Source organism: Zoogloea sp. LCSB751, assembly GCF_002028455.1.
GTDB lineage: Bacteria > Pseudomonadota > Gammaproteobacteria > Burkholderiales > Rhodocyclaceae > Zoogloea.
Map to the genome: position 1 here is coordinate 1 of NZ_MWUM01000026.1, position 19341 is coordinate 19341.

Annotated in this window: 16 protein-coding genes; 5 read left to right on the forward strand and 11 right to left on the reverse strand. The window is 61.6% G+C overall.

Going from position 1 to position 19341, the window contains the following annotated elements:
- Positions 1–101: 101 nt before the first annotated feature.
- The 5 genes from B4920_RS21225 to ppsA form a co-directional block, all read right to left on the reverse strand.
- Complete coding sequence (locus B4920_RS21225; protein WP_079436739.1) at positions 102–1511, reverse strand: ABC transporter permease; 1410 nt, start codon at positions 1509–1511, stop codon at positions 102–104.
- Entirely contained in the window at positions 1511–2488 is a 978-nt protein-coding gene (locus B4920_RS21230) for an ABC transporter permease (protein WP_079436684.1), read from the reverse strand. The genes B4920_RS21225 and B4920_RS21230 overlap by 1 nt, the downstream gene beginning before the upstream one ends.
- A 74-nt stretch (positions 2489–2562) precedes the next feature.
- Complete coding sequence (locus tag B4920_RS21235) at positions 2563–3423, reverse strand: SPFH domain-containing protein (protein ID WP_079436685.1); 861 nt, start codon at positions 3421–3423, stop codon at positions 2563–2565.
- A 21-nt stretch (positions 3424–3444) separates the two neighbouring features.
- Positions 3445–3888, reverse strand: a complete 444-nt coding sequence (locus B4920_RS21240) for an NfeD family protein (protein WP_079436686.1) — start codon at positions 3886–3888, stop codon at positions 3445–3447.
- Positions 3889–4033: 145 nt separating this feature from the next.
- Entirely contained in the window at positions 4034–6400 is a 2367-nt protein-coding gene (gene ppsA / locus B4920_RS21245) for a phosphoenolpyruvate synthase (protein WP_079436687.1), read from the reverse strand.
- Between the two features lie 267 nt (positions 6401–6667).
- On the opposite strand from ppsA, the gene B4920_RS21250 reads away from it, so the two are divergent.
- The 3 genes from B4920_RS21250 (at position 6668) to msrB (ending at position 9191) form a co-directional block, all read left to right on the forward strand.
- Complete coding sequence (locus B4920_RS21250; RefSeq protein WP_079436688.1) at positions 6668–7492, forward strand: pyruvate, water dikinase regulatory protein; 825 nt, start codon at positions 6668–6670, stop codon at positions 7490–7492.
- Between the two features lie 57 nt (positions 7493–7549).
- The gene (locus B4920_RS21255; protein ID WP_079436689.1) at positions 7550–8719 is read left to right on the forward strand and encodes a DUF2863 family protein; all 1170 of its coding nucleotides are present in this window, start codon (positions 7550–7552) and stop codon (positions 8717–8719) included.
- Positions 8720–8792: 73 nt separating this feature from the next.
- Positions 8793–9191, forward strand: a complete 399-nt coding sequence (gene msrB / locus B4920_RS21260; RefSeq protein ID WP_079436690.1) for a peptide-methionine (R)-S-oxide reductase MsrB — start codon at positions 8793–8795, stop codon at positions 9189–9191.
- On the opposite strand, the gene B4920_RS21265 is transcribed toward msrB, so the two are convergent.
- The 3 genes from B4920_RS21265 to B4920_RS21275 all read right to left on the reverse strand — a co-directional run bounded on the left by B4920_RS21265 (position 9192) and on the right by B4920_RS21275 (position 13210).
- Complete coding sequence (locus B4920_RS21265; RefSeq protein WP_079436691.1) at positions 9192–9878, reverse strand: DUF599 domain-containing protein; 687 nt, start codon at positions 9876–9878, stop codon at positions 9192–9194.
- Positions 9878–10675: an alpha/beta fold hydrolase gene (locus B4920_RS21270; protein WP_079436740.1), complete on the reverse strand. Its 798-nt coding sequence runs from the start codon at positions 10673–10675 to the stop codon at positions 9878–9880. Before B4920_RS21270 ends, B4920_RS21265 begins: the two co-directional genes overlap by 1 nt.
- 198 nt (positions 10676–10873) lie before the next feature.
- On the reverse strand, positions 10874–13210 hold the full coding sequence (locus tag B4920_RS21275) for a DNA internalization-related competence protein ComEC/Rec2 (RefSeq protein WP_254051012.1): 2337 nt from the start codon (positions 13208–13210) through the stop codon (positions 10874–10876).
- A 116-nt stretch (positions 13211–13326) separates the two neighbouring features.
- Here B4920_RS21275 and B4920_RS21280 point away from each other — a divergent pair, with 116 nt between their 5' ends.
- Both B4920_RS21280 and B4920_RS21285 read left to right on the forward strand, forming a co-directional pair.
- On the forward strand, positions 13327–13866 hold the full coding sequence (locus B4920_RS21280) for a DUF2062 domain-containing protein (protein ID WP_079436693.1): 540 nt from the start codon (positions 13327–13329) through the stop codon (positions 13864–13866).
- Positions 13863–14969, forward strand: a complete 1107-nt coding sequence (locus B4920_RS21285; protein ID WP_079436694.1) for a TrkA family potassium uptake protein — start codon at positions 13863–13865, stop codon at positions 14967–14969. The genes B4920_RS21280 and B4920_RS21285 overlap by 4 nt, the downstream gene beginning before the upstream one ends.
- A 53-nt stretch (positions 14970–15022) precedes the next feature.
- Here B4920_RS21285 and B4920_RS21290 read toward each other — a convergent pair whose 3' ends face one another.
- The 3 genes from B4920_RS21290 to B4920_RS21300 form a co-directional block, all read right to left on the reverse strand.
- Positions 15023–17044: a methyl-accepting chemotaxis protein gene (locus B4920_RS21290; protein ID WP_079436695.1), complete on the reverse strand. Its 2022-nt coding sequence runs from the start codon at positions 17042–17044 to the stop codon at positions 15023–15025.
- A 224-nt stretch (positions 17045–17268) separates the two neighbouring features.
- Positions 17269–17967 carry a lipoprotein-releasing ABC transporter ATP-binding protein LolD gene (gene lolD / locus B4920_RS21295; RefSeq protein WP_079436696.1) on the reverse strand — a complete coding sequence of 233 codons (699 nt, stop codon included), beginning with the start codon at positions 17965–17967 and terminating at the stop codon, positions 17269–17271.
- Complete coding sequence (locus B4920_RS21300; protein ID WP_079436697.1) at positions 17960–19213, reverse strand: lipoprotein-releasing ABC transporter permease subunit; 1254 nt, start codon at positions 19211–19213, stop codon at positions 17960–17962. Before B4920_RS21300 ends, lolD begins: the two co-directional genes overlap by 8 nt.
- Positions 19214–19341: the final 128 nt, after the last annotated feature.

The following is a 19341-nucleotide window of genomic DNA, read 5'->3' on the forward strand; positions in this document are numbered from 1 at the left end:
CCCCGTAGCGCTTACTTCGTAACGCGCTGCAGCGAAAGAGCTGCGCATTATAAAGAATTATCAGAACCCGTCAACACCATACGGGAAAATAATTCAGAAACTTATCTGGCGCGCGGATCGAAGGCATCTCTCACGCTGTCAGCGAACACGTTCGCGGACAGCACCATCACAAACATAAAGAGAAATGCCGCTGCCAGACTCCACCAGACCATAGGCTCCCGAGCCAGCTCCATTCGAGCAGCGTTGATCATCGTGCCAAAACTAATCATCCCAGGATCCACACCAATTCCCACATAGGAGAGCACTGCTTCGGCAAGCACTAGCGCCGAAAAGTCCATCACCAGCGCAATAAGCACCAGATGCATGAGATTTGGCAGCACATGTCGAGAAAGAATGCTTGCTCTGGAGACTCCAAACGCACGGGCGGCCTGAACATATTCGAGTTCACGTAATTTCAATGTTTCCCCCCGCAGGAGTCGACACAAGCCCGTCCAACTCGTCATGCCCAGAATGACGCACAGGGCCAATAATCGTCCATCAGCCCTCTCCGCTGCGGTCTCAAACCAATGGGGGTGCATGTCGATCAGTACCTGCATCATGAGCACAGCCGCCGCAATCAGCAACACCCCTGGAATGGAGTTAAGCACGGTATAGACGTACTGGATCGCGTCATCGACCCAGCCTCCAACATACCCGGCGACAATCCCAAGCAGCACTGCAAGTGGCAGGGTCACCATGGTCGTGAGAGTACCGATGACCAGTGCGGTGCGTATGCTCTTGAGGCTCAAGTAAAGCACATCTTGCCCGACCTTATCTGTACCGAACACGTGATATTCAGCAGCAAGCGCAACAAGAGGCCCCAGCAGAAGACAAACGACACCGAAGGTTGCCAGCACGGCTCGCCACGCCAACCCACCCCGCCCTCTCCAGATTGCCCGCCAGGCTGCGCCGAGAGGTACTTTTCGCGACACTGCGACCCATTTGGCGAGCACGAGGGCCAGCACGCCCCAGCAACTCCCCGCCACCGCCAAGCCGATTCCAACTCGCCCCAGCACATCCCCGATGTGATCCTCTTCCGGATACTGCAGGTCACGTCCACCGAACTTCAGCCTCGGAAACTCCCGCCTTTGCCCCCCCCCCTGCCCCTCGACGGTTTCTCGGGCGAAAAGTCGATAAGCCAGCGGTGCGGAATATGTCTTTTCCACCTTGGCTCGAAGAGGCTCCGCAAGCACATCAAAAGCACTGCGCACCTCAGTCGACAATTGAATCTTTGTTTCAGTTCCTGCGCCCGAAGCCAAGCGCGATCGATAATGCACACTATCGATCACGCCCACGAACAAAAACAGCAGCAGAATAGTCAACGAAGCCATTGCAACGTTGCTCTCGCCAACCCGACGCCACGCTGCTCGCACAGGCTCACTCCGCCTGGCCCGGCAGATGGCCAGTAAGGCACAGGCGAGTAGGCCGAACAGCAACATGTCAGTCCACAACACCACAGGTTGAAAAGTCATCATTCCAGTCTCACCCGCGGATCAACCAGGGTGTACGACAGATCCGTCAGCAGCAGCCCCACGATGTACAGCAACGCCCCTATGAATACCATTGCGCGCACGATCAAGAAGTCTTGCGCGTTGATCGCATCGATCGTATAGCTCCCCAGCCCGGGTATCCCAAAAAAAGATTCGGTGAGAAGGCTACCCATGAACAAGGACGGGATCACGACCACCACACCGGTCAGAACTGGGATCATTCCATTCTTCAAAACATGCCGGAACAGCGCCTGCAGTTCGGACAAGCCCTTCGCCCGCGCAGTCCTCACATAGTCTTTCCCGGCCTCCTCAAGAAAGATCGTTCGATACCAACGTGAGCTTGCTCCAAGTCCACCCACAACGCCGATCAGAACGGGTAATACGAGAAAACGAGAGACATCAGCCCCGCCGCCATAACCAGAGATGGGCACCAGATGCCATATTTTCGAAATCAGCCACTGTCCACCGATGATGTAGAAGAGGCCGGAAATGGACATCATTCCGACGCACAGCACTCCACCCCAAAAATCGAGGTAAGAAGACCGAAAAAAAACCAACAGCAATGCAAAGGCCACGGTCACGAACAAGCCCAATACGAAGGTCGGTAAGGCAATCGTCAAAGACGGCCCCATGCGGCTACTGATTTCGGTCGCAATATCCCGCCCATCATCCGCCCGACCAAAATCGAAGACGAACATCCGCAAGGACTTTTCGAAGAAAACAGTGTGCGTGAACGCTCCCACTCCATTCGCGCTCGCATTGAATAGCAAGGGTTTGTCGTAACCCCGCTCGGCCTTCCATCGCTCGATGGCCTCAGGCGTCACGCGCTTGACGCCAAGCTGCATGCGCGCCATGTCATCCGGGGTGTTCACCACGAAGAACAGGGCAAAAGTAAGCAGATTTACACCAACAAGAATGAGCGGCGCGTAAAGCAACCGACGAACAATATAGGCAAGCATAGTAGGGCTATCCTACATGCGCGCATGCCTGCGAAGGAATCCCCATGTTGCGCGGCACCCAGACCTGTCGCACATCAACGCTTGCCTCCCCCACCGAACAGGCCCCGCACCGCTTCCTGAAGATCGGCGGGCAGCACCACAACCCGGGCGCTTTCAGCCGCGCCCAAGCGCTCTAGCGACGCAATATATTTCTCCCCAAGGAGAAACAGCATCGGAGTGGAGTCAGTTCCAACAGCCACACTCACACGCCGAATCGCCTCCGCCGAAGCCTCGGCGAGCATTACCTGCGCACTGGCATCTCGTTTGGAGGACTCCAGGCGCGCCTCAGCCTCGAGGATAGCCGCCTGCTTGGCCCCTTCGGCACGCGTCACCAGCGCCTTGCGCTCCCGTTCAGCCGAGGCCTGCTGCTCCATGGCTTTCTGCATGGACGGAGACGGCTTGATGTCCTGAATCTCCACAGACTTGACCGTCAACCCCCAGTCAACCGCCTCATCCGCAATACTCTCCCGCAGGCGAGCCTTGATCTTGTCACGGCTGGACAGCGCCTCGTCCAACTCCATCTCGCCGATGATCGACCTCAAGGTGGTCATGATCATATTGCGGATGGCCTCGGAGAAATCCGTAACGCCGTAGACCGCCTTAACCGGGTCGGTCACTTTCAGGAAGGCAATCGCATTCGTAAGGATTACTGCATTGTCCCGGGTGATGACCTCCTGCTCCTGGACATCGAGAATGATGTCTTTGGTCACAAGCTTGTAGGCCACCTGATCGAGATACGGAATGATGATGTTGAGACCGGGCTTCAAGGTCCCGAAGTACCTCCCCAAGCGCTCGACGATCCACTCCTCGCCCTGGGGCACGATGCGTACCCCTTTCGCAATGGTCACAACCACAAAGACCAGTATTGCCAGCACCACGATAAACCCTGCACTCATCACCCGCTCCTCAGGTTCCGATCAGCTCTTTTCCACCTTCAGGAAACTACCCTCCACCGCTACCACCCGCACGCGCTCCCCGACCGCCACAGGCTCATCGATTACACATTCCCACTCCTCCGAACCAAGCAACGGCTTCTGAAAACGAACCCTACCTCGTTCAAAAGGTGCAGCGGCCTTGGAAACGAGGCCAACCTCACCAATCGTATCGCCATCCGACTGCCCGATCCGGGTCTTGTAATCGCTCCGTTTGAATATCCGGAACCACAGTACCACCATAGCCAGCGAAGCCAGGATCCACAGCAACACCTGCACAGTCACACCAAGACCAGGCAGCAGGGCCAGCAACACCCCGACCAGCAACGCCCCTAGACCGAACCAGACGACAAAGAAGGCTGGCACGACCAGCTCTGCAATGACCAACGCAATACCAAGCACGATCCAGTGCCACCACTCGAACTCCATGCCACCTCCTCGCGTTACCGACCATTGATGACGTGCGTATCAGGACACTATCAGAGCGACGGCATTTCCTTCCACACGAAGCGGGCTGCAAATGCAAAAAAGCCGGGTTTCCCCGGCTCTCTTGTCCATCCATGGCAATAACGCGTCAGGCCTTCTGATGGGCCGCCAGCTTCAACCAGGTGTCCACAACCGTGTCCGGATTGAGGGAGATGGTCTGAATGCCTTCATCCATCAGCCACTCGGCAAAATCGGAGTGGTCGGACGGACCCTGGCCACAAATACCCACATACTTGCCGAGCTTGTTGGCGCTCTGGATTGCCAACGACAACAAGAGTTTAACGGCCGGATCGCGCTCATCGAAAGAGTGAGCCACCAGACCAGAGTCACGGTCCAGACCGAGGGTCAGCTGGGTCAGATCGTTGGAACCGATGGAGAAGCCATCGAAGATCTCCAGGAACTGATCAGCCAGCAGCGCATTGGAGGGAATCTCGCACATCATGATCAGCTTGAGATCGTTCTCGCCCTGCTTCAGGCCATGTTCGGCCAGCAGATCGACGACGCCCTTGGCTTCGTCCAGATTGCGCACGAAGGGCACCATCAGCTGAACGTTGGTCAAGCCCAGCTCGTTGCGCACCTTCTTCATCGCCGCGCATTCGAGCTCGAAGCAGTCACGGAAGCTGTGGGCGATGTAGCGGGACGCCCCACGGAAGCCCAGCATGGGGTTTTCTTCTTCCGGCTCGTAGATCTCGCCACCCAGCAGCTTACGATACTCGTTCGACTTGAAGTCGGACAGGCGGACGATCACGGGCTTCGGATAGAAGGCCGCAGCGATGGTGGCAACACCTTCCACCAGCTTCTCGATGAAGAACTGCTTCGGCGTAGCGTAACCACGGGAACGGCGGGTGATTTCCGCACGCAGGCTGGCCGGCACCTGGTTGATCTCAAGGATCGCCTTCGGGTGGATGCCGATCATGTTGTTGATCACGAACTCCAGGCGAGCCAGACCGACGCCGCCATTCGGGATCTGCGCGAACTCGAAGGCCAGTTCCGGATTGCCGACGTTCATCATGATCTTCACCGGGATGTCGGGCAGGTTGCCCATGTCGGTGGTGACCACTTCGAAGTCCAGCTTGCCACGATACACGTAGCCGGTATCGCCTTCGGCGCAGGAGACCGTGACTTCGTCGTTTTCTTCCAGCACCTCGGTAGCGTTACCGCAACCGACGATGGCCGGGATGCCCAGCTCACGGGCAATGATCGCCGCGTGACAGGTACGGCCACCGCGATTGGTCACGATGGCGGAAGCACGCTTCATCACCGGCTCCCAGTTCGGGTCGGTCATGTCGGTGACGAGAATGTCGCCAGCCTTCACACGATCCATCTCGGAGGCGTCCTTGACGATGCGGACGTGGCCGGCACCGATCTTCTGGCCGATGGCGCGACCATGGGTGATGGACTTGCTGTACTGCTTGAGCCGGTACTTCTCCATCACGTGGCCGGACTGCTGGCTCTTCACGGTTTCCGGACGGGCCTGCAGAATGTACAGTTTGCCGTCGTCGCCGCTCTTGCCCCACTCGATATCCATCGGACGGCCGTAGTGCTTCTCGATGATGGTCGCGTAGCGGCCGAGCTCCAGCACGTCTTCGTCGGTCAGAGAGTAAACATTGCGCTCGGCTTCGGAGACGTCGATGGTGCGGGTGGACTTGCCGGCTTCCTTCTTGTCGGCGAAGACCATCTTGATCAGCTTCGAACCCAGGTTGCGGCGGATGATCGCCGGCTTGCCTTCAGCCAGGGTGGCCTTGTGAACGTAGAACTCATCCGGGTTCACCGCGCCCTGCACGACGGTTTCACCTAGGCCATAGGAAGCGGTAATGAACACGACGCCGTCGAAGCCGGATTCGGTATCCATCGTGAACATCACGCCGGAAGCGCCGATATCGGAACGCACCATGCGCTGCACGCCGGCGGACAGGGCAACTTCAGCGTGGGTAAAGCCCTTGTGCACACGATAGGCGATGGCGCGGTCGTTGTAGAGCGACGCGAACACTTCCTTGATGGCGTGCAGGATGTTCTCGTAGCCGTGGATGTTCAGGAAGGATTCCTGCTGGCCGGCGAAGGACGCGTCGGGCAAGTCTTCCGCGGTGGCGGAGGAACGCACTGCGAAGCTGCCGTCGCCTTCTGCGGTGAGCTGCTCGTAAGCAGTCTTGATTTCGGCTTCGAGAGCCGGCGGGAACGGGGTGTCGACAATCCACTGACGGATCTGGGTGCCGGTCTTTGCCAGGGCGACCACGTCATCCACGTCCAGGCTGTCGAGTGCGGCGCTGATGCGCTCCGCCAAGCCCTGATGGGACAGGAACTCACGGTAGGCGGCAGCCGTGGTGGCAAAACCACCGGGAACGCGCACGCTGGACGGCAGCTGGCTGATCATTTCGCCGAGGGAGGCGTTCTTGCCGCCGACCTGCTCGACATCGGACATTCGCAGCTCTTGGAAAGGAATGACGTTACGGGCCATAAAAGGAATCTTCCTGGGGAGAAAATGAAGAAAGTACATCTGGGCGACTCACGTCGTCGGGTCGTATTGTAAGTCGTTTTGTTGCCCTGCCGCATGCAGGGTTTATCCTAACCATGCCCAATTCAGGCTAAATGCATACCCTGGGCCGGAGATGACCGGCAGTTCACCTGGGGCCCGAACGAAGTCCGATGGCCAGAATGGGATAAGATGCACCCCTGCTTCGGCCCTCAGGCCGGCAATCATGTCCCTTTCCCTGTTGGCACGTTCATGACTCAGACCCGCCCCGTATTCTTCGTATCCGACGGAACAGGTATCACGGCCGAGACCCTCGGCCACAGTCTTCTCGCGCAGTTTCCGGAATCCCGTTTCCGCAACCATCGCCTGCCTTTCATCGACTCACCCGAGAAAGCCCGCGACTGTGCGCTCAAGATTCGCGATGCAGCAATAGAAAGCGGCATCCGGCCGATCGTGTTCAATACGCTGGTGGATCCCGAGGCCGTCGCCGCGCTGCGCGAAGCCGACGCGCTGTTCCTGGACCTGTTCGAGAAATTCATCGAACCCCTGGAGAGCGAACTGGGGCAGCGCTCCACCCACACGGCCGGGCGCTTTCACGGCATCGCCGACAGCCAGGACTACAAGAAACGCATCGAGGCGATCAATTTCACGCTGGCCCACGACGACGGCGTATCCAACACTGACCTCGAAGAGGCAGACGTGATCCTGGTTGGCGTCTCTCGCTCCGGCAAGACACCGACCAGCCTTTACCTTGCGATGCAGTTCGGCATCAAGGCTGCCAACTATCCCCTGATCCCCGAGGACTTCGAGCGCAACAAGCTCCCCGGCGAACTGACCCGCTTCCGTCACAAGCTGTTCGGACTGACCATCGGCCCCGACCGCCTGTCCCAGATCCGTCAGGAACGACGCCCGAACAGCCGCTACGCATCGCTCGACAACTGTCTGGCGGAGATCGAGGCCGCCCAGCGCATGATGAAGCGCGAGGGCATCAAGTGGCTAGACTCCACCACAAAATCCATCGAAGAAATCTCCACCATCATCTTGCAGGAAGTGCGCATCGATCCCCTCGCCTACTAGGCGCGGAATTCAGCCCGATACTCACTGTCCAATCCATAACCATACGGAGAGCCCCCGATGAAACGTAATCGACTCGGGCGCCGCGGTGGCCTTCCCCGCGACGCCGAACAACTGCTGTGGCTCGCCAACGGTCTTGCCGATTCGAGCAGCCGCGCCGAAGACCACTTCTGGGACCTGCGCCTTGCAGCGGCGGTCGATCATCTGCTGAGAACAGAGGATGAAGACACGCTTACGACGACCCTCGACCACCTCAGCACCGCCAGCGTCCATGCTTACGACGAACTCGCCGACATGATCGAATCGCGAGCCGAAGGCGCACTCAAGTCCAACGAGCAACAGGACATACTGCTGATCGCCGCCCCGGTAATGGCGTGGTCCCGCTACCGCATTCCCGCTTCGCCGATTGCTGCTGCGGTGATGGCCAACCTGCGCGTTCAACTCAAGGCCCATGTGCTGGCCAGCGGCGTCAAGCTGGCACTGGCAGACTTCCTGTTCAGCCCTGACCAGTTGCCCCAGGGCTACTGTGCAACAGCCGATCTGGCCACCCACATCGGGCACGCCGCGGAGAACGACAGCGACCTGCACATCAAGACCGACAACCTGCCGGAAACGGCCCAGTTCCTGTCCGACAACCGCTACCTGCTCGGCGCCGTGATCGTACCCAAGGGCGCCCCGATTTTCCGCTGGCAGGAAGAAGACTGCACCCGCGATCAGGCACTCGAGCAATGGCGTGCCCAGGGCGGCGCCTGCATCGCTCCGCTGCTCACTGGCTGTGCCTTCGAGGTCGTGCTGCCGGATGCCTACTTTGCCGCCAGCCGCGAGGCGGACAAGATGTCCCGCCCCTACTCCATCCAGGCCTCGGTGGCCTTCCTCAGCACCACCCTCGACGCCCCAGCCGCCAACCTGCGGGCCGTCGTGGCCCCATTTTTCGAGCGTCAGGTGGAAGAGTTCCGCATCGGCTTCACGCTGCGCGGACAGAACGACGTGGTACACGGCGTTGTCTGGCCGCTGCTCGGCGCCGAGGACGAGAGCGTCGAAACCCTCGGCCAGATCGAGGCAACCCTTCGCGCTTGCGGCATCACCGACATCCTGGTGCTCGACAACGAGTTCCCGATGGAATACTGCGACGACTGCGGCGCCCCCATGTACCCCTCACCCGACGGCGAGGCCGTCCATGCCGAACTGCCGGAAGAGCAGGCCGAACAGATGCCCAAGCACCTGCACTGAGCCTTGACCGCGACGGGCGGGAACCTTCCTGCCCGTCGCCATCTCCATCAGGAATCCCCCACCGGAGACGTCCATGAGCCGCAAGATCGAAAAAACCGACGCCGAATGGCGTGCCCAGCTGTCCCCCGAAGAGTACGTGGTCACGCGCCAGAAAGGCACCGAGCGCGCCTTCACCGGCCGTTACTGGGATTGTCACGAACAGGGAAAATACGTCTGCACCTGCTGCGGGGCCGACCTGTTCTCGTCCGAACACAAATTCGACTCTGGTTGTGGCTGGCCGAGTTTTCATTCCGCAGCCGCCCCCGACAACGTCGAAGAGGCCGAGGACCGCAGCCACTCCATGCTGCGTACCGAAGTACTGTGCCGTGAATGCGGCGCACACCTGGGCCACGTCTTCGAAGACGGCCCGGCGCCGACCGGGCTGCGCTACTGCATCAATTCCGTCTCAGTAAAACTTGAGCAGGACAACTGATCACACGCGCATTGCCGCGTAGGTGTGGGACAGGAAATCCCGCCGGTACAACACCAGCACGATAAACGTCGTAACGGCGAAGAACAGCCACGGGTGCGCAAACCAGAACACCGCAGCGAGGCCGAAGTAATAGGCCCGGATGCCGCGATTGAACTCGTCTCCCGCCAACGAATTCACCTTCGCGAAACGCTGCACGTCCTCTTCCGTGCCCTCCCCCGGCGGCGGCGCGGCTCCGATCAGGATGGACAGCATGTTGAACTGCCGCAGCGACCAGGTGAACTTGAAGTAAGCCACCACGAAGACCATCAGCAGCAGCAACAGCTTGACCTCCCACACCTCCCGCGACACGTGACGTGCGAAAGGCAGGTCGGAGGCTGCATCGATCAACTTGTCCATCGTGCCGAGCAATGCCAGCAAACCGGCAATCACATAGATCGTCGTATTGGCATAGAAGGACACGTTCTGCATCAGGTTGCCGACCAGCCCGGAATCCGCCACCCGAACTTCGCGGCGCAGCATCTGCCGCCCCCACTCGAGGCGGAACGTATGGCTGGCCCCCATCAGACCACGCATCGTGCCCCCGGGGCCATGCTCGACGAGCCAACCATAGCCAGTCCAGCAGAAGATGAACCAGCTCAGTGCGATCCAGTCCACTGCGCTGAACGCCGTCAGCCAGGCCCCCTGCATCAGTCCGCCTCCAGCAGGAAGTCTCGGATTGGCGTGATCTGCATCGGATCCATCAAGGTCGGCGCATGTCCCACCTCGGGAATCTCGACTACCCGCGCCCGCGGGCCGCGAGCGCTCATCTGGCGTGCCGTATCAGGCAACAACAGGTCTGAATCCGCCCCCCGCAGGACCAGCGTCGGGCAGCCGATCGCTTCATAGATCGGCCACAGATCCACGTCCGCCATCTGGGGATCACGGAAGGCATCGCCAATCGCCGGGTCATAGCGCATCGCCCAGCCTCCGTCCACTTCCTTGATGGACGGCTCGGTCAGGTGCCGCCACTGGGCATCGGTCAGATGCCCGAAAGGTGCACTGACCGCGCGGACATAGGCCTCCGCAGCGTCATAGCTCGGGAACACCGGCGCCTGTCCGACGTATTGTCCGATCCGGAGCAAGGAATCAGCCGGCAGAACCGGCCCTACATCATTCAGCACGAGTCGCCGGACCGGATTGTCGGGCAGGCTGGCCAGCACCATGCCGATCAGCCCTCCCATCGAGGTACCCACCCAATGCACGGTGTCCACGTTCAGGCGGGCAATCAGCGTCACCATGTCCGCCACGTAGGTCGGCAACTGATAGTCGGCCTTCACCGGCAACCAGCCACTGCGCCCGCGACCGACCACGTCCGGGCACACCACCCGGTAATGAGGCGCCAGCGCCCGGGCCAGGTCATCGAAATCCCGCCCGTTGCGAGTCAGGCCATGGACACACATCAACACCCGGGGATTGTCCGGAGCCCCCCATTCCGTATAGGCCATTCTGTGCAGCCCATGGGGCGTGGCGCACTGCACGCTGCGGAGCCGAGGCTCGAGGGAGGATGCAGCGCTGGAATCGGAAGGCACGACCTGCAACGGGGCAAGCAGGTGGCGATAGGACTTGAGAATGCGCATGGGGAACCCACTTCGCTCACTGACTGGAATGGGCCAAGGATAGCATCCACTACCCGTCGTCCGCCGTCACCGCCCGTGCCAATAGTGGGGGAAGGTCTCTCGGGCGGTGTCGACCTGAACCTCCCTCGCCCCCAGTCTGACCCTGATCGCACCGCTGGCGTCGGTCCGCAACAGACTCGCGCCGCTGGCGGCCCAGCGGGCCCAGACATCGGGATTCGGGTGGCGAAAGCGGTTCCGGTAACCAACCGGAAAAATCACCCAGCGTGGGGATGTGGCTGCGATGAAGGCCGGTGTAGATGACGTTCGGCTTCCATGATGAGGCGCAACCACCACGTCACTCGCCAGCGCAGCTGCATCACGCCCAAGCAAGTCCGTCTCGGAAACCGCTTCGATGTCCGAGCTCAGCAGTACACGTCGCCCGCTGGCCTCCACCTGCAGAACGCAAGACGCGTCGTTGCTCCTGCGCGGCGAACCGCCACGCCCAACGGGATGCAGCACCGCAAAGCGCACCCCGTCCTGCTCCCACTCCTGTCCAGCCGCGCAGGAGCGCCCCCTGCTGTCCGCGATCAGGCGTACGGGGTGGTTTTCAGGCAACGAAAACAGGACTGACCGCACCGGGATGCCGGCCAGCACGGCTTCCGCACCGCCTGCGTGATCGTTGTCCTGGTGGGTCACCACAAGGGTATCGAGCCGGCGCACGCCCAGTGCACGCAGGTAAGGCAGCAGGATGCGCTCACCACTATTGGCATCAACTGAAAAGGCCGGACCGGTATCGTAGATCAGATCGCTACCGGCTGTTTGCACATGTACAGCCAGGCCCTGCCCCACATCCAGCACCGTCACCCAGGCCTCCCCTTGCGGTGGCCGAGGCGGAACCCAAGACACCAGCGGCAACAGCATTGCAAGGCCAAGCCAACGGACGGGCGTTCCCCGCGGCAACAGCGCCCACAGGCATCCCAGCGTAGCCAGAATGGCCAGCTCCGCTGGTGGCGCGGCCTGTTGCCACTGGGCCATGGGCAAATCCGCCAACCACGTAATCGGCACCATCGTCGCCATCAGCGCCATATGTGCAAGATCGGCCAGCATTTGCAGCGGTATAACCGCGTAGGCAATGGCCAGCGGCGCCACGACAAAGCTGATCAGCGGAATGGCAATTCCGTTGGCCGCGGGCGACACCAGCGAGAACTGCTGAAACAGCACCAGCAAGGTCGGGACCAACCCCAAGGTCACCGCCCACTGGGCGCGCAGCGCCTCGTGCAGCCAGCCCGCCGCGCGCAAGCGCCCACTGCCCGCAAGCAACAGCAGCGCCACTGCGCCGAAGGAAAGCCAGAAGCCAGCCGCCAGAATCGCCCACGGATCCAGCAGCAAGACCACCATCAACGCAAAGGCCAGCACCCGGCTCGGCGCCGTCTCCCTGCGCAGGACCAGGGCCAGCGCCACGCAACCAACCATATACAAGGTCCGCTGGGCCGGCACACCCCAACCCGCCAGCAGACAATACCCAAAGGCCGCCAGAAATCCGGCAACCACACTGGCCTGCTGGGCCGGATAGCGCAGGGCCAGCCGCGAGCTGCGCCGCCATACCCACCCCAGGCCGGCAGCAGCCAGGGCCGCCATCATCGTGACGTGCATTCCACTGATAGCCACCAGATGGGATATCCCGCTGCGGGCGAAGATCTGCCATTGTTCCTGACTGATGGCCCGCTGATCGCCTATCGCCAACGCCACCAGCACGCCCCTGTACGCGGCATCGGGCAACGCCTCCTGGAAGCGCGCCCGGATGCGCTCCCTGGTTCTCTCGACCAGGTTCATGACTCCCGGCACAAACGCGTCCAGGCGTTGATTGGCGCGATCCGGACGTACATAGCCGGTGGCACGGATTCCTTGTTCCAGCAACCAACCTTCATAGTCGAAGCCGTGGGGATTGACGTTGCCATGAGGACGCTTGAGGCGAACGGTCAGGCGCCATCGTTCACCGGCGTGAAGTGCCGGCAAGGTGTGCAATTCTTCATCACGGAAACCCTTATACCAGGCCAGCGACAGCACTTCCGGTACCCCCGGCACGCCGCTCTCGACACGAAACGTAAAGCGCAGCCCCCGCTCGAAGTCCTGCGGCAAGCTGGCGACCACACCGCTCACCACCACGTCCTGTCCTTCGAGCGCCATCGGCAGGGCATCTGCCAGGCGCAGCTCGGCACGCCAGGCCGCAAAGCCCCACCCTGCCAGAACGGCAGCCAGGAGCAGTAATCCTTGCGCCGCGGCCCGGTGCTGCAAGCGGGCAAGCACACCGGCCAAGGCCAGGCCAACCGCGGCACCGACGACAAGCCCCAGGATGCCTTCCGACGACGGCAACACTGCCGCCGTCTGGCATCCGAAAACCCCCACCGCAAACCCGATTGACATAATCCGCATAGCCCGCAATCTAGCGGGAACAGCAGCAAACACCAAGAGGTCGGGCGTCGGTTAGAATTCGGGCCAGAGGAGAAGGGCCCGACCCGCGAAAAAAGACAACAAAAAACATGCGACGATTGCTCAAGCGCCACCTGCCCGACCACGCGTCGCTGGCTGCCAATCGCTGGCTGGCGCCCTTCGGCACGACACTATTTCACCCGCGCCTGTGGCACCTCAATCGCCATTCGGCGGCCGGGGCCGTGGCCGTAGGGCTGTTCTGCGGCCTGATCCCTGGGCCGTTCCAGATGCTGGGTGCGGCGATCTGCTGCCTGCTGTTCCGGGTCAATCTCCCCCTGGCCCTGCTCACCACGCTCTATACCAATCCCCTCACCATCGTACCGATCTACGTCGTCGCATTTGCCATTGGCGAATGGATTCTCGGTTCCAGCCTGACCCCATTCACCCAACCGCCGGATTGGGGCTCGGCCGGCCTGCTGGCCTGGATAGGCGAACTGATCCACTGGTTCATCGGCCTTGGCCGCCCCTTGGCACTGGGGCTGATCGTGCTGGCGTTTGTCCTTGCCCTGTGCGGGTATCTGCTGACCCGCCTCGCCTGGCGAAGCTACCTGATCCACCACTGGCACAAGCGGCACGCGCACAAGCCATGAAGATCTCCACCGTTCTCGCCCTACTGCGGCGACTGCGCCAGCACCTCCATCTGCGACGCCACCACCAACCGAAGAAGCCCCCCAGCCGCAGCAGCCAGTTGCCGCGCATCCTGCTGCGCATCTACTACGCAGCAGGCGTTCTGATCGGCCTGATCATTCTCGGCACCCTGGGTTTCTACTGGGCCGGCGGCGACAAGGCGAACCTCTCCGACGCGATCTACATGACCCTGATCACGGTCACGACAGTCGGCTATGGCGAAGTCGTGCCCATCGACAGTTTCGCCGAACGCCTCTTCGCTGGCCTGATCGCGCTGGCGGGCTTCGGCGCGGTGACATTCCTGTTCACCAGCCTCACCGTCTTTTTCCTCGAGAGCGATCTCGACTACACCTTGCGGAGACGACGCATGGAAAAGCAGGTCTACAAACTGCACCAGCACTTCATCATCTGCGGTTTTGGTCGCGTAGGGCGTAACGTGGCCAACGAGCTGACCACCACCCACCGCCATTACGTCGCCATCGATGCCGACGAGGCAGCCCTGGAAACCCAGCGGGAACGCCTGCCCGGCCTGATCTACCTGGGGGGCGACGCCTCCGACGACGACCTCCTGCTCGCTGCGGGCATCAAGGAGGCCCGCGGCCTCTTTGCAGTCACGGGTGACGACAGCCGCAACCTGATGATTGTGTTCACCGCCAAGCAGCTCAATCCGGGTATCCGCATCGTGGCCCGCTGCCACGAGGTGCGCAACACCGAAAAACTGCGCAAGGCCGGTGCCGACAGCGTGATCTCACCGGATTTCACGGGCGGCATGCGGATCGCGTCCAGCATGATCCGTCCCCACGTGGTGTCCTTCCTGGATGAGATGCTGCGTTCGGAGCACAAACTGCGTCTCGAGGAAGTCGAAGTGCCCGAGCAGTTCGAGCCCCGCGCGCTCGAAACCCTGCGCCTGCGCAGCCCCAACTATGTGCTGCTCGCCGTTCGGCGCGGCGGCGATTTCGTCTTCAACCCACCGAAAGAATTCATGCTGGAGCCCGGACAACACGTGATCGCCATGGCATCGCCCCTCGGCCGGCAGGAGCTGGAAGGCGCGCTGCTGCCGGAATGAAGCCACCGGCAACAGCGCATGGCGGGAGCACGCACTCCCCACCAGGAATGGCTTCAGATATGGAAGTGGGAGACCTCGGCCCGCAGTTGCTGAGCCAGGTTTTCGAGGCGGCGTGCGGTATTCGCAGTTTCCCGTACCGCCGCCGAGTTTTGCTCGGCCATCTGGGCGATCTGCTCCACGTTGCGGGCAATGTCGGTACTTGCCGCACCTTGCTCCCTTAACGCCGACGAAATATCGGTGACCGCCGCCACCACCTGGCTCGCACCGGCCCGGATCTGGTCCATCGACGCACCGGCCTGCCCGGCCAGCACCACACCTTCCTGAACCCGGACGACACCGCCCTGCATGGTATCCACGGCACGGCTGGTGCCATGCTGGATGGCCGCGACCATGCCAGTGATCTCATCGGTCGCCTTGGCCGTCCGCTCGGCCAGCTTGCGTACCTCGTCAGCCACCACCGCGAAGCCACGCCCGGTTTCACCGGCTCGGGCCGCTTCGATGGCAGCATTGAGCGCCAGCAGGTTGGTCTGATCGGCGATTTCCTTGATCGAATTGACGATCGCCGAAATCTTGGCCGACTGGTCGCCCAGGTCCTGGATCACGTCGGCAGACTCCCGCACCGACACGGAAATACGCTCCATCTCGGCCACCGTCCTGGCCACCACCGCCCCCCCCTCTGCAGACAAGCGTCCCGACTCCGCGGAAATCCCCTCCGCCGACGACGCACTGCTGGCAATCTCCTCGATGCCGACGGTCATCTCCTCGACGGCAGCCGCCATATTGGAGGCCGCCGCACTCTGCTGGTCCGAACCGCTCGACACCTGCGATGCGGAACTTGCCAGCGACACCGCCGACGATGCCACATCGTTGGCGCCGCGCTGGACCTTGGTGATCACATCGGAAAAAGCCTGGGCCATTTCATTGAACTGGTCCGCCACCAGATGCAGCTCGTCCCGGGCCGACAGGGTGATGCGCTCGCGCAGATTGCCGGCCGCCAGCTCCTTGGCGCCAGCCCGGAGTTCACTCACCGACAGCATCACCGACAGGCAGAAGGCGATCGACAGGTAGAGCAGGACCAGCAGCGACACGCCGGACAGAATGCCCGCCAGCATGAACTCCTTTTTCGATTCAGCCAGCCGGGCAAGAAGCAAACCCTTCGCCTCGGGAATCAGCTCCTGATAGGTCTTGGCAAACACCATGTCGATGCTCTTGGTGACCATGTCGAAATAGGCCGGCGCAGCCATTTCGTAATCGCCTTTCAGCAAACGGTTCTGAAGCTGATCGATCACATTCGAGGTTCCAGCATTGAAATCCTTTCCGAGCGTATCCAGCGTCGGCTTGATACGCGGATTGGCAGCACCCGCTCGCTCAAAATTCTCGTTCAGATCGGTCACCGCCATGTTCAGCTCCCCCAGCTGGGAACTGATGTCGAAGCGTCGTTGCTCATCGACATTCTTCGCAGCCAGCGCGCCAGTACCCAGTGCGCGCAGGCGGCCAAGGCGCTCGGAAACGTCCGGAACACGCCGCAGCATGTTGTCCACCAGGTAGTAGGTGTCCGGCGACGGATCGAGGGCCAGGTTGCCGTCGTCGCCCATGTCATGCAGGGTCAGCACGGTCTTGCGGATCATCGCCGTATGCGCCTGCAGGTTCTCGCGGGGGGGCATCTGCAGGCCACCGCTGCGGATCGCCTCCCAGCCCGCCTTCACTTCGGTCCAACGCTTGCTGGCCGAAGGCGCGATATCGGCAGCCAACGCGCCTTCGGCGGCGACTACTGCGGCCACGACTTCCTCCGTCTTCTTCTGGAGGCGTGGCCGCAATTCTTCATTGCCGTTCAGCACACCGGAAGACAGCCCACGATGCTGCTGCATCAGTTCGATGACCTTGAGGACCCGTGGCACACCCTCCATCGAATCCAGTTCCCTTTCCGTGAAAACAATGTCGGCACGCAGGGAAATGGTCAATTGAACCAGCAGGAAGCCGACCACAACGAAGGCAATCAGGCCCAGCAGGGTAAACTTGGCCGGATAGCGCATGCGATTGAGCATGCCCACGGCAGGTGAGAAAATGACCTTCATGCTGACTCCTACTACATAATCTGGTTGGCGACTGACGCAGCAGTCACCCCGTTATCGGCCGGAATCCTGCGCCCCTTGAGGCGCAGCGCCGGAGATACTGATATGGCTTATTCAGTCTAGAAAAGACTTGGGCGGTTTGAAGCCGAATTCGGGCAGCAAGCAGCGGCCCTCTTCCGGGCCTCCTCCCTGGCGAGCGGCAAGAATTCCCGTCGCAGAGCGTGTGCTCAGTCGGCGGCGCCGAGAATCCCGTCGCGCAACTGCAACACCCGGCTGGCCCTGGCGGCCAGCTGCGAATCGTGGGTCACAATCACGAAACTGGTGCCCTGCTCTTCAGCCAGTTCGAGCATCAGGGCGAAAACCTTCTCCGCCGTCTGGCGATCGAGGTTACCGGTCGGCTCGTCGGCCAGCACGCAGGCCGGTCGCGTCACCAGCGCCCGGGCAATGGCTGCCCGCTGACGCTCACCGCCCGACAGTTCGCCGGGCGTATGGTCGAGGCGGTGCCCCAGGCCCACCGCCTTCAGGGTTTCCGTCGCCTGCGCCATCGCCTCGTCCTTGTTCATGCGCCGCACGAACAAGGGCATGGCCACGTTTTCCAGTGCCGAGAACTCGGCCAGCAGGTGGTGGAACTGATACACGAAACCGAGGGACTGGTTGCGCAGACGCCCTCGTTCCGCGTCGGAGATGGCAGAGAAATCCCTACCGAGCAGGCGCACCTCACCGGTAGACGGCACATCCAGTCCGCCAAGAAGATGCAGCAGTGTGCTCTTGCCGGATCCTGACGTGCCGACGATGGCCAACCGCTCGCCACGATCGACCGACAGAGTCACCCCCCGCAGCACCTCCAGCGCATCGGCCCCTTCGCGGAAGGACTTGGACAGTCCCTTGCATTCCAGCACCGTGCGCGGCTTCGTCACGTCACTCATAACGCAGGGCCTCCGCAGGGTTGAGCCGCGACGCGCGCCAGCTCGGATAAAGGGTTGCCACCAGCGTCAGCACGAAGGACACCACGGTAATGGCGATTACGTCCGACCACAGCAGCTCGGATGGCAGGTCGGAGATGTAATAAACGTCCTTGGCAAGGAACTGGATGCCCAGAGTCCTTTCGATGGCCGGCACCACCACATCGATGTTCAGCGCCAGGCTCACCCCGCCGATCACCCCCACCGCCAGCCCGATGAAGCCGATCAGGGCACCCTGAATTACGAAGATGCTCATGATCGACCCGGGGCTCGCCCCCAGCGTGCGCAGGATGGCAATGTCGGCCTGCTTGTCCTGCACCGCCATGACCAGCGTGGACACGATGTTGAAGGCCGCCACTGCAACGATCAGCAGCAGGATGATGAACATCACGTTCTTCTCGATTTGCACCGCCCGGAAGAAATTGGCATGGCTGCGGGTCCAGTCGGACACCAGCAGGTCCGCATCCACGTATTTGACCAGCTCCCGTGCCACCCGCGGGGCCTCGAAAAGATCATCGATCTTGAGGCGCACGCCGGACACCCGGTCATCCATGCGGTACAAGGTCTGGGCGTCCTGAAGATGGGTCAAGGCGAGGCTGGAATCGTACTCGTACATACCGACCTCGAAGATCCCCACCACCCGGAACTGTTTAAGACGCGGCAGGATCGCCGCCGGCGTGACCAGCCCCTGGGGCGCGATCAGCGTCACCTTGTCGCCGACCGACACCCGCAGCGCCCGCGCCAGATCGGCGCCCAGCACGATGCCGAAGCCGCCCGGCTGCAAGTCGTCGAGACGGCCCGCCCGCATGTGCTTCGCAAAATCGGCCACCTTGTCCTCAGCTGCGGGCAATACGCCCCGGACCAGCGTGCCTTGCACCGTCTGGTCGAAGGACAGCATGCCCTGGGCCTGCACGAAGGGAGCTGCCGCCTTGACCCGTGGGTGCTTGCTCGCCTCGTCAACAACCCGTTGCCAGCTGGTCAGCTCGCCATCGAACCCGGACACCTGCACATGGGAGGCAACGCCCAGGATGCGCGTACGCAACTCGCGCTGGAAACCGTTCATCACCGACAGCACGACGATGAGCGCCGCCACGCCGAGGGCAATGCCAAGCATCGACACCAGGGAAATGAAGGAAATGAAACGATTGCGGCCCTGCGCCCGTCGTTTGGATCGGGTATAGCGCAGGCCGACGAGGAATTCGTAAGACATCGGGATGGGCAACCGGACACACCGGATAGCGGATCAGGGGCGCATTGTGCCGGAGTTGGCCGGCGCTGGGTATCCCGCACCGGGCATGAGACTTATCTCCTTACATTTGTCATCGCCTCGCGCCGATA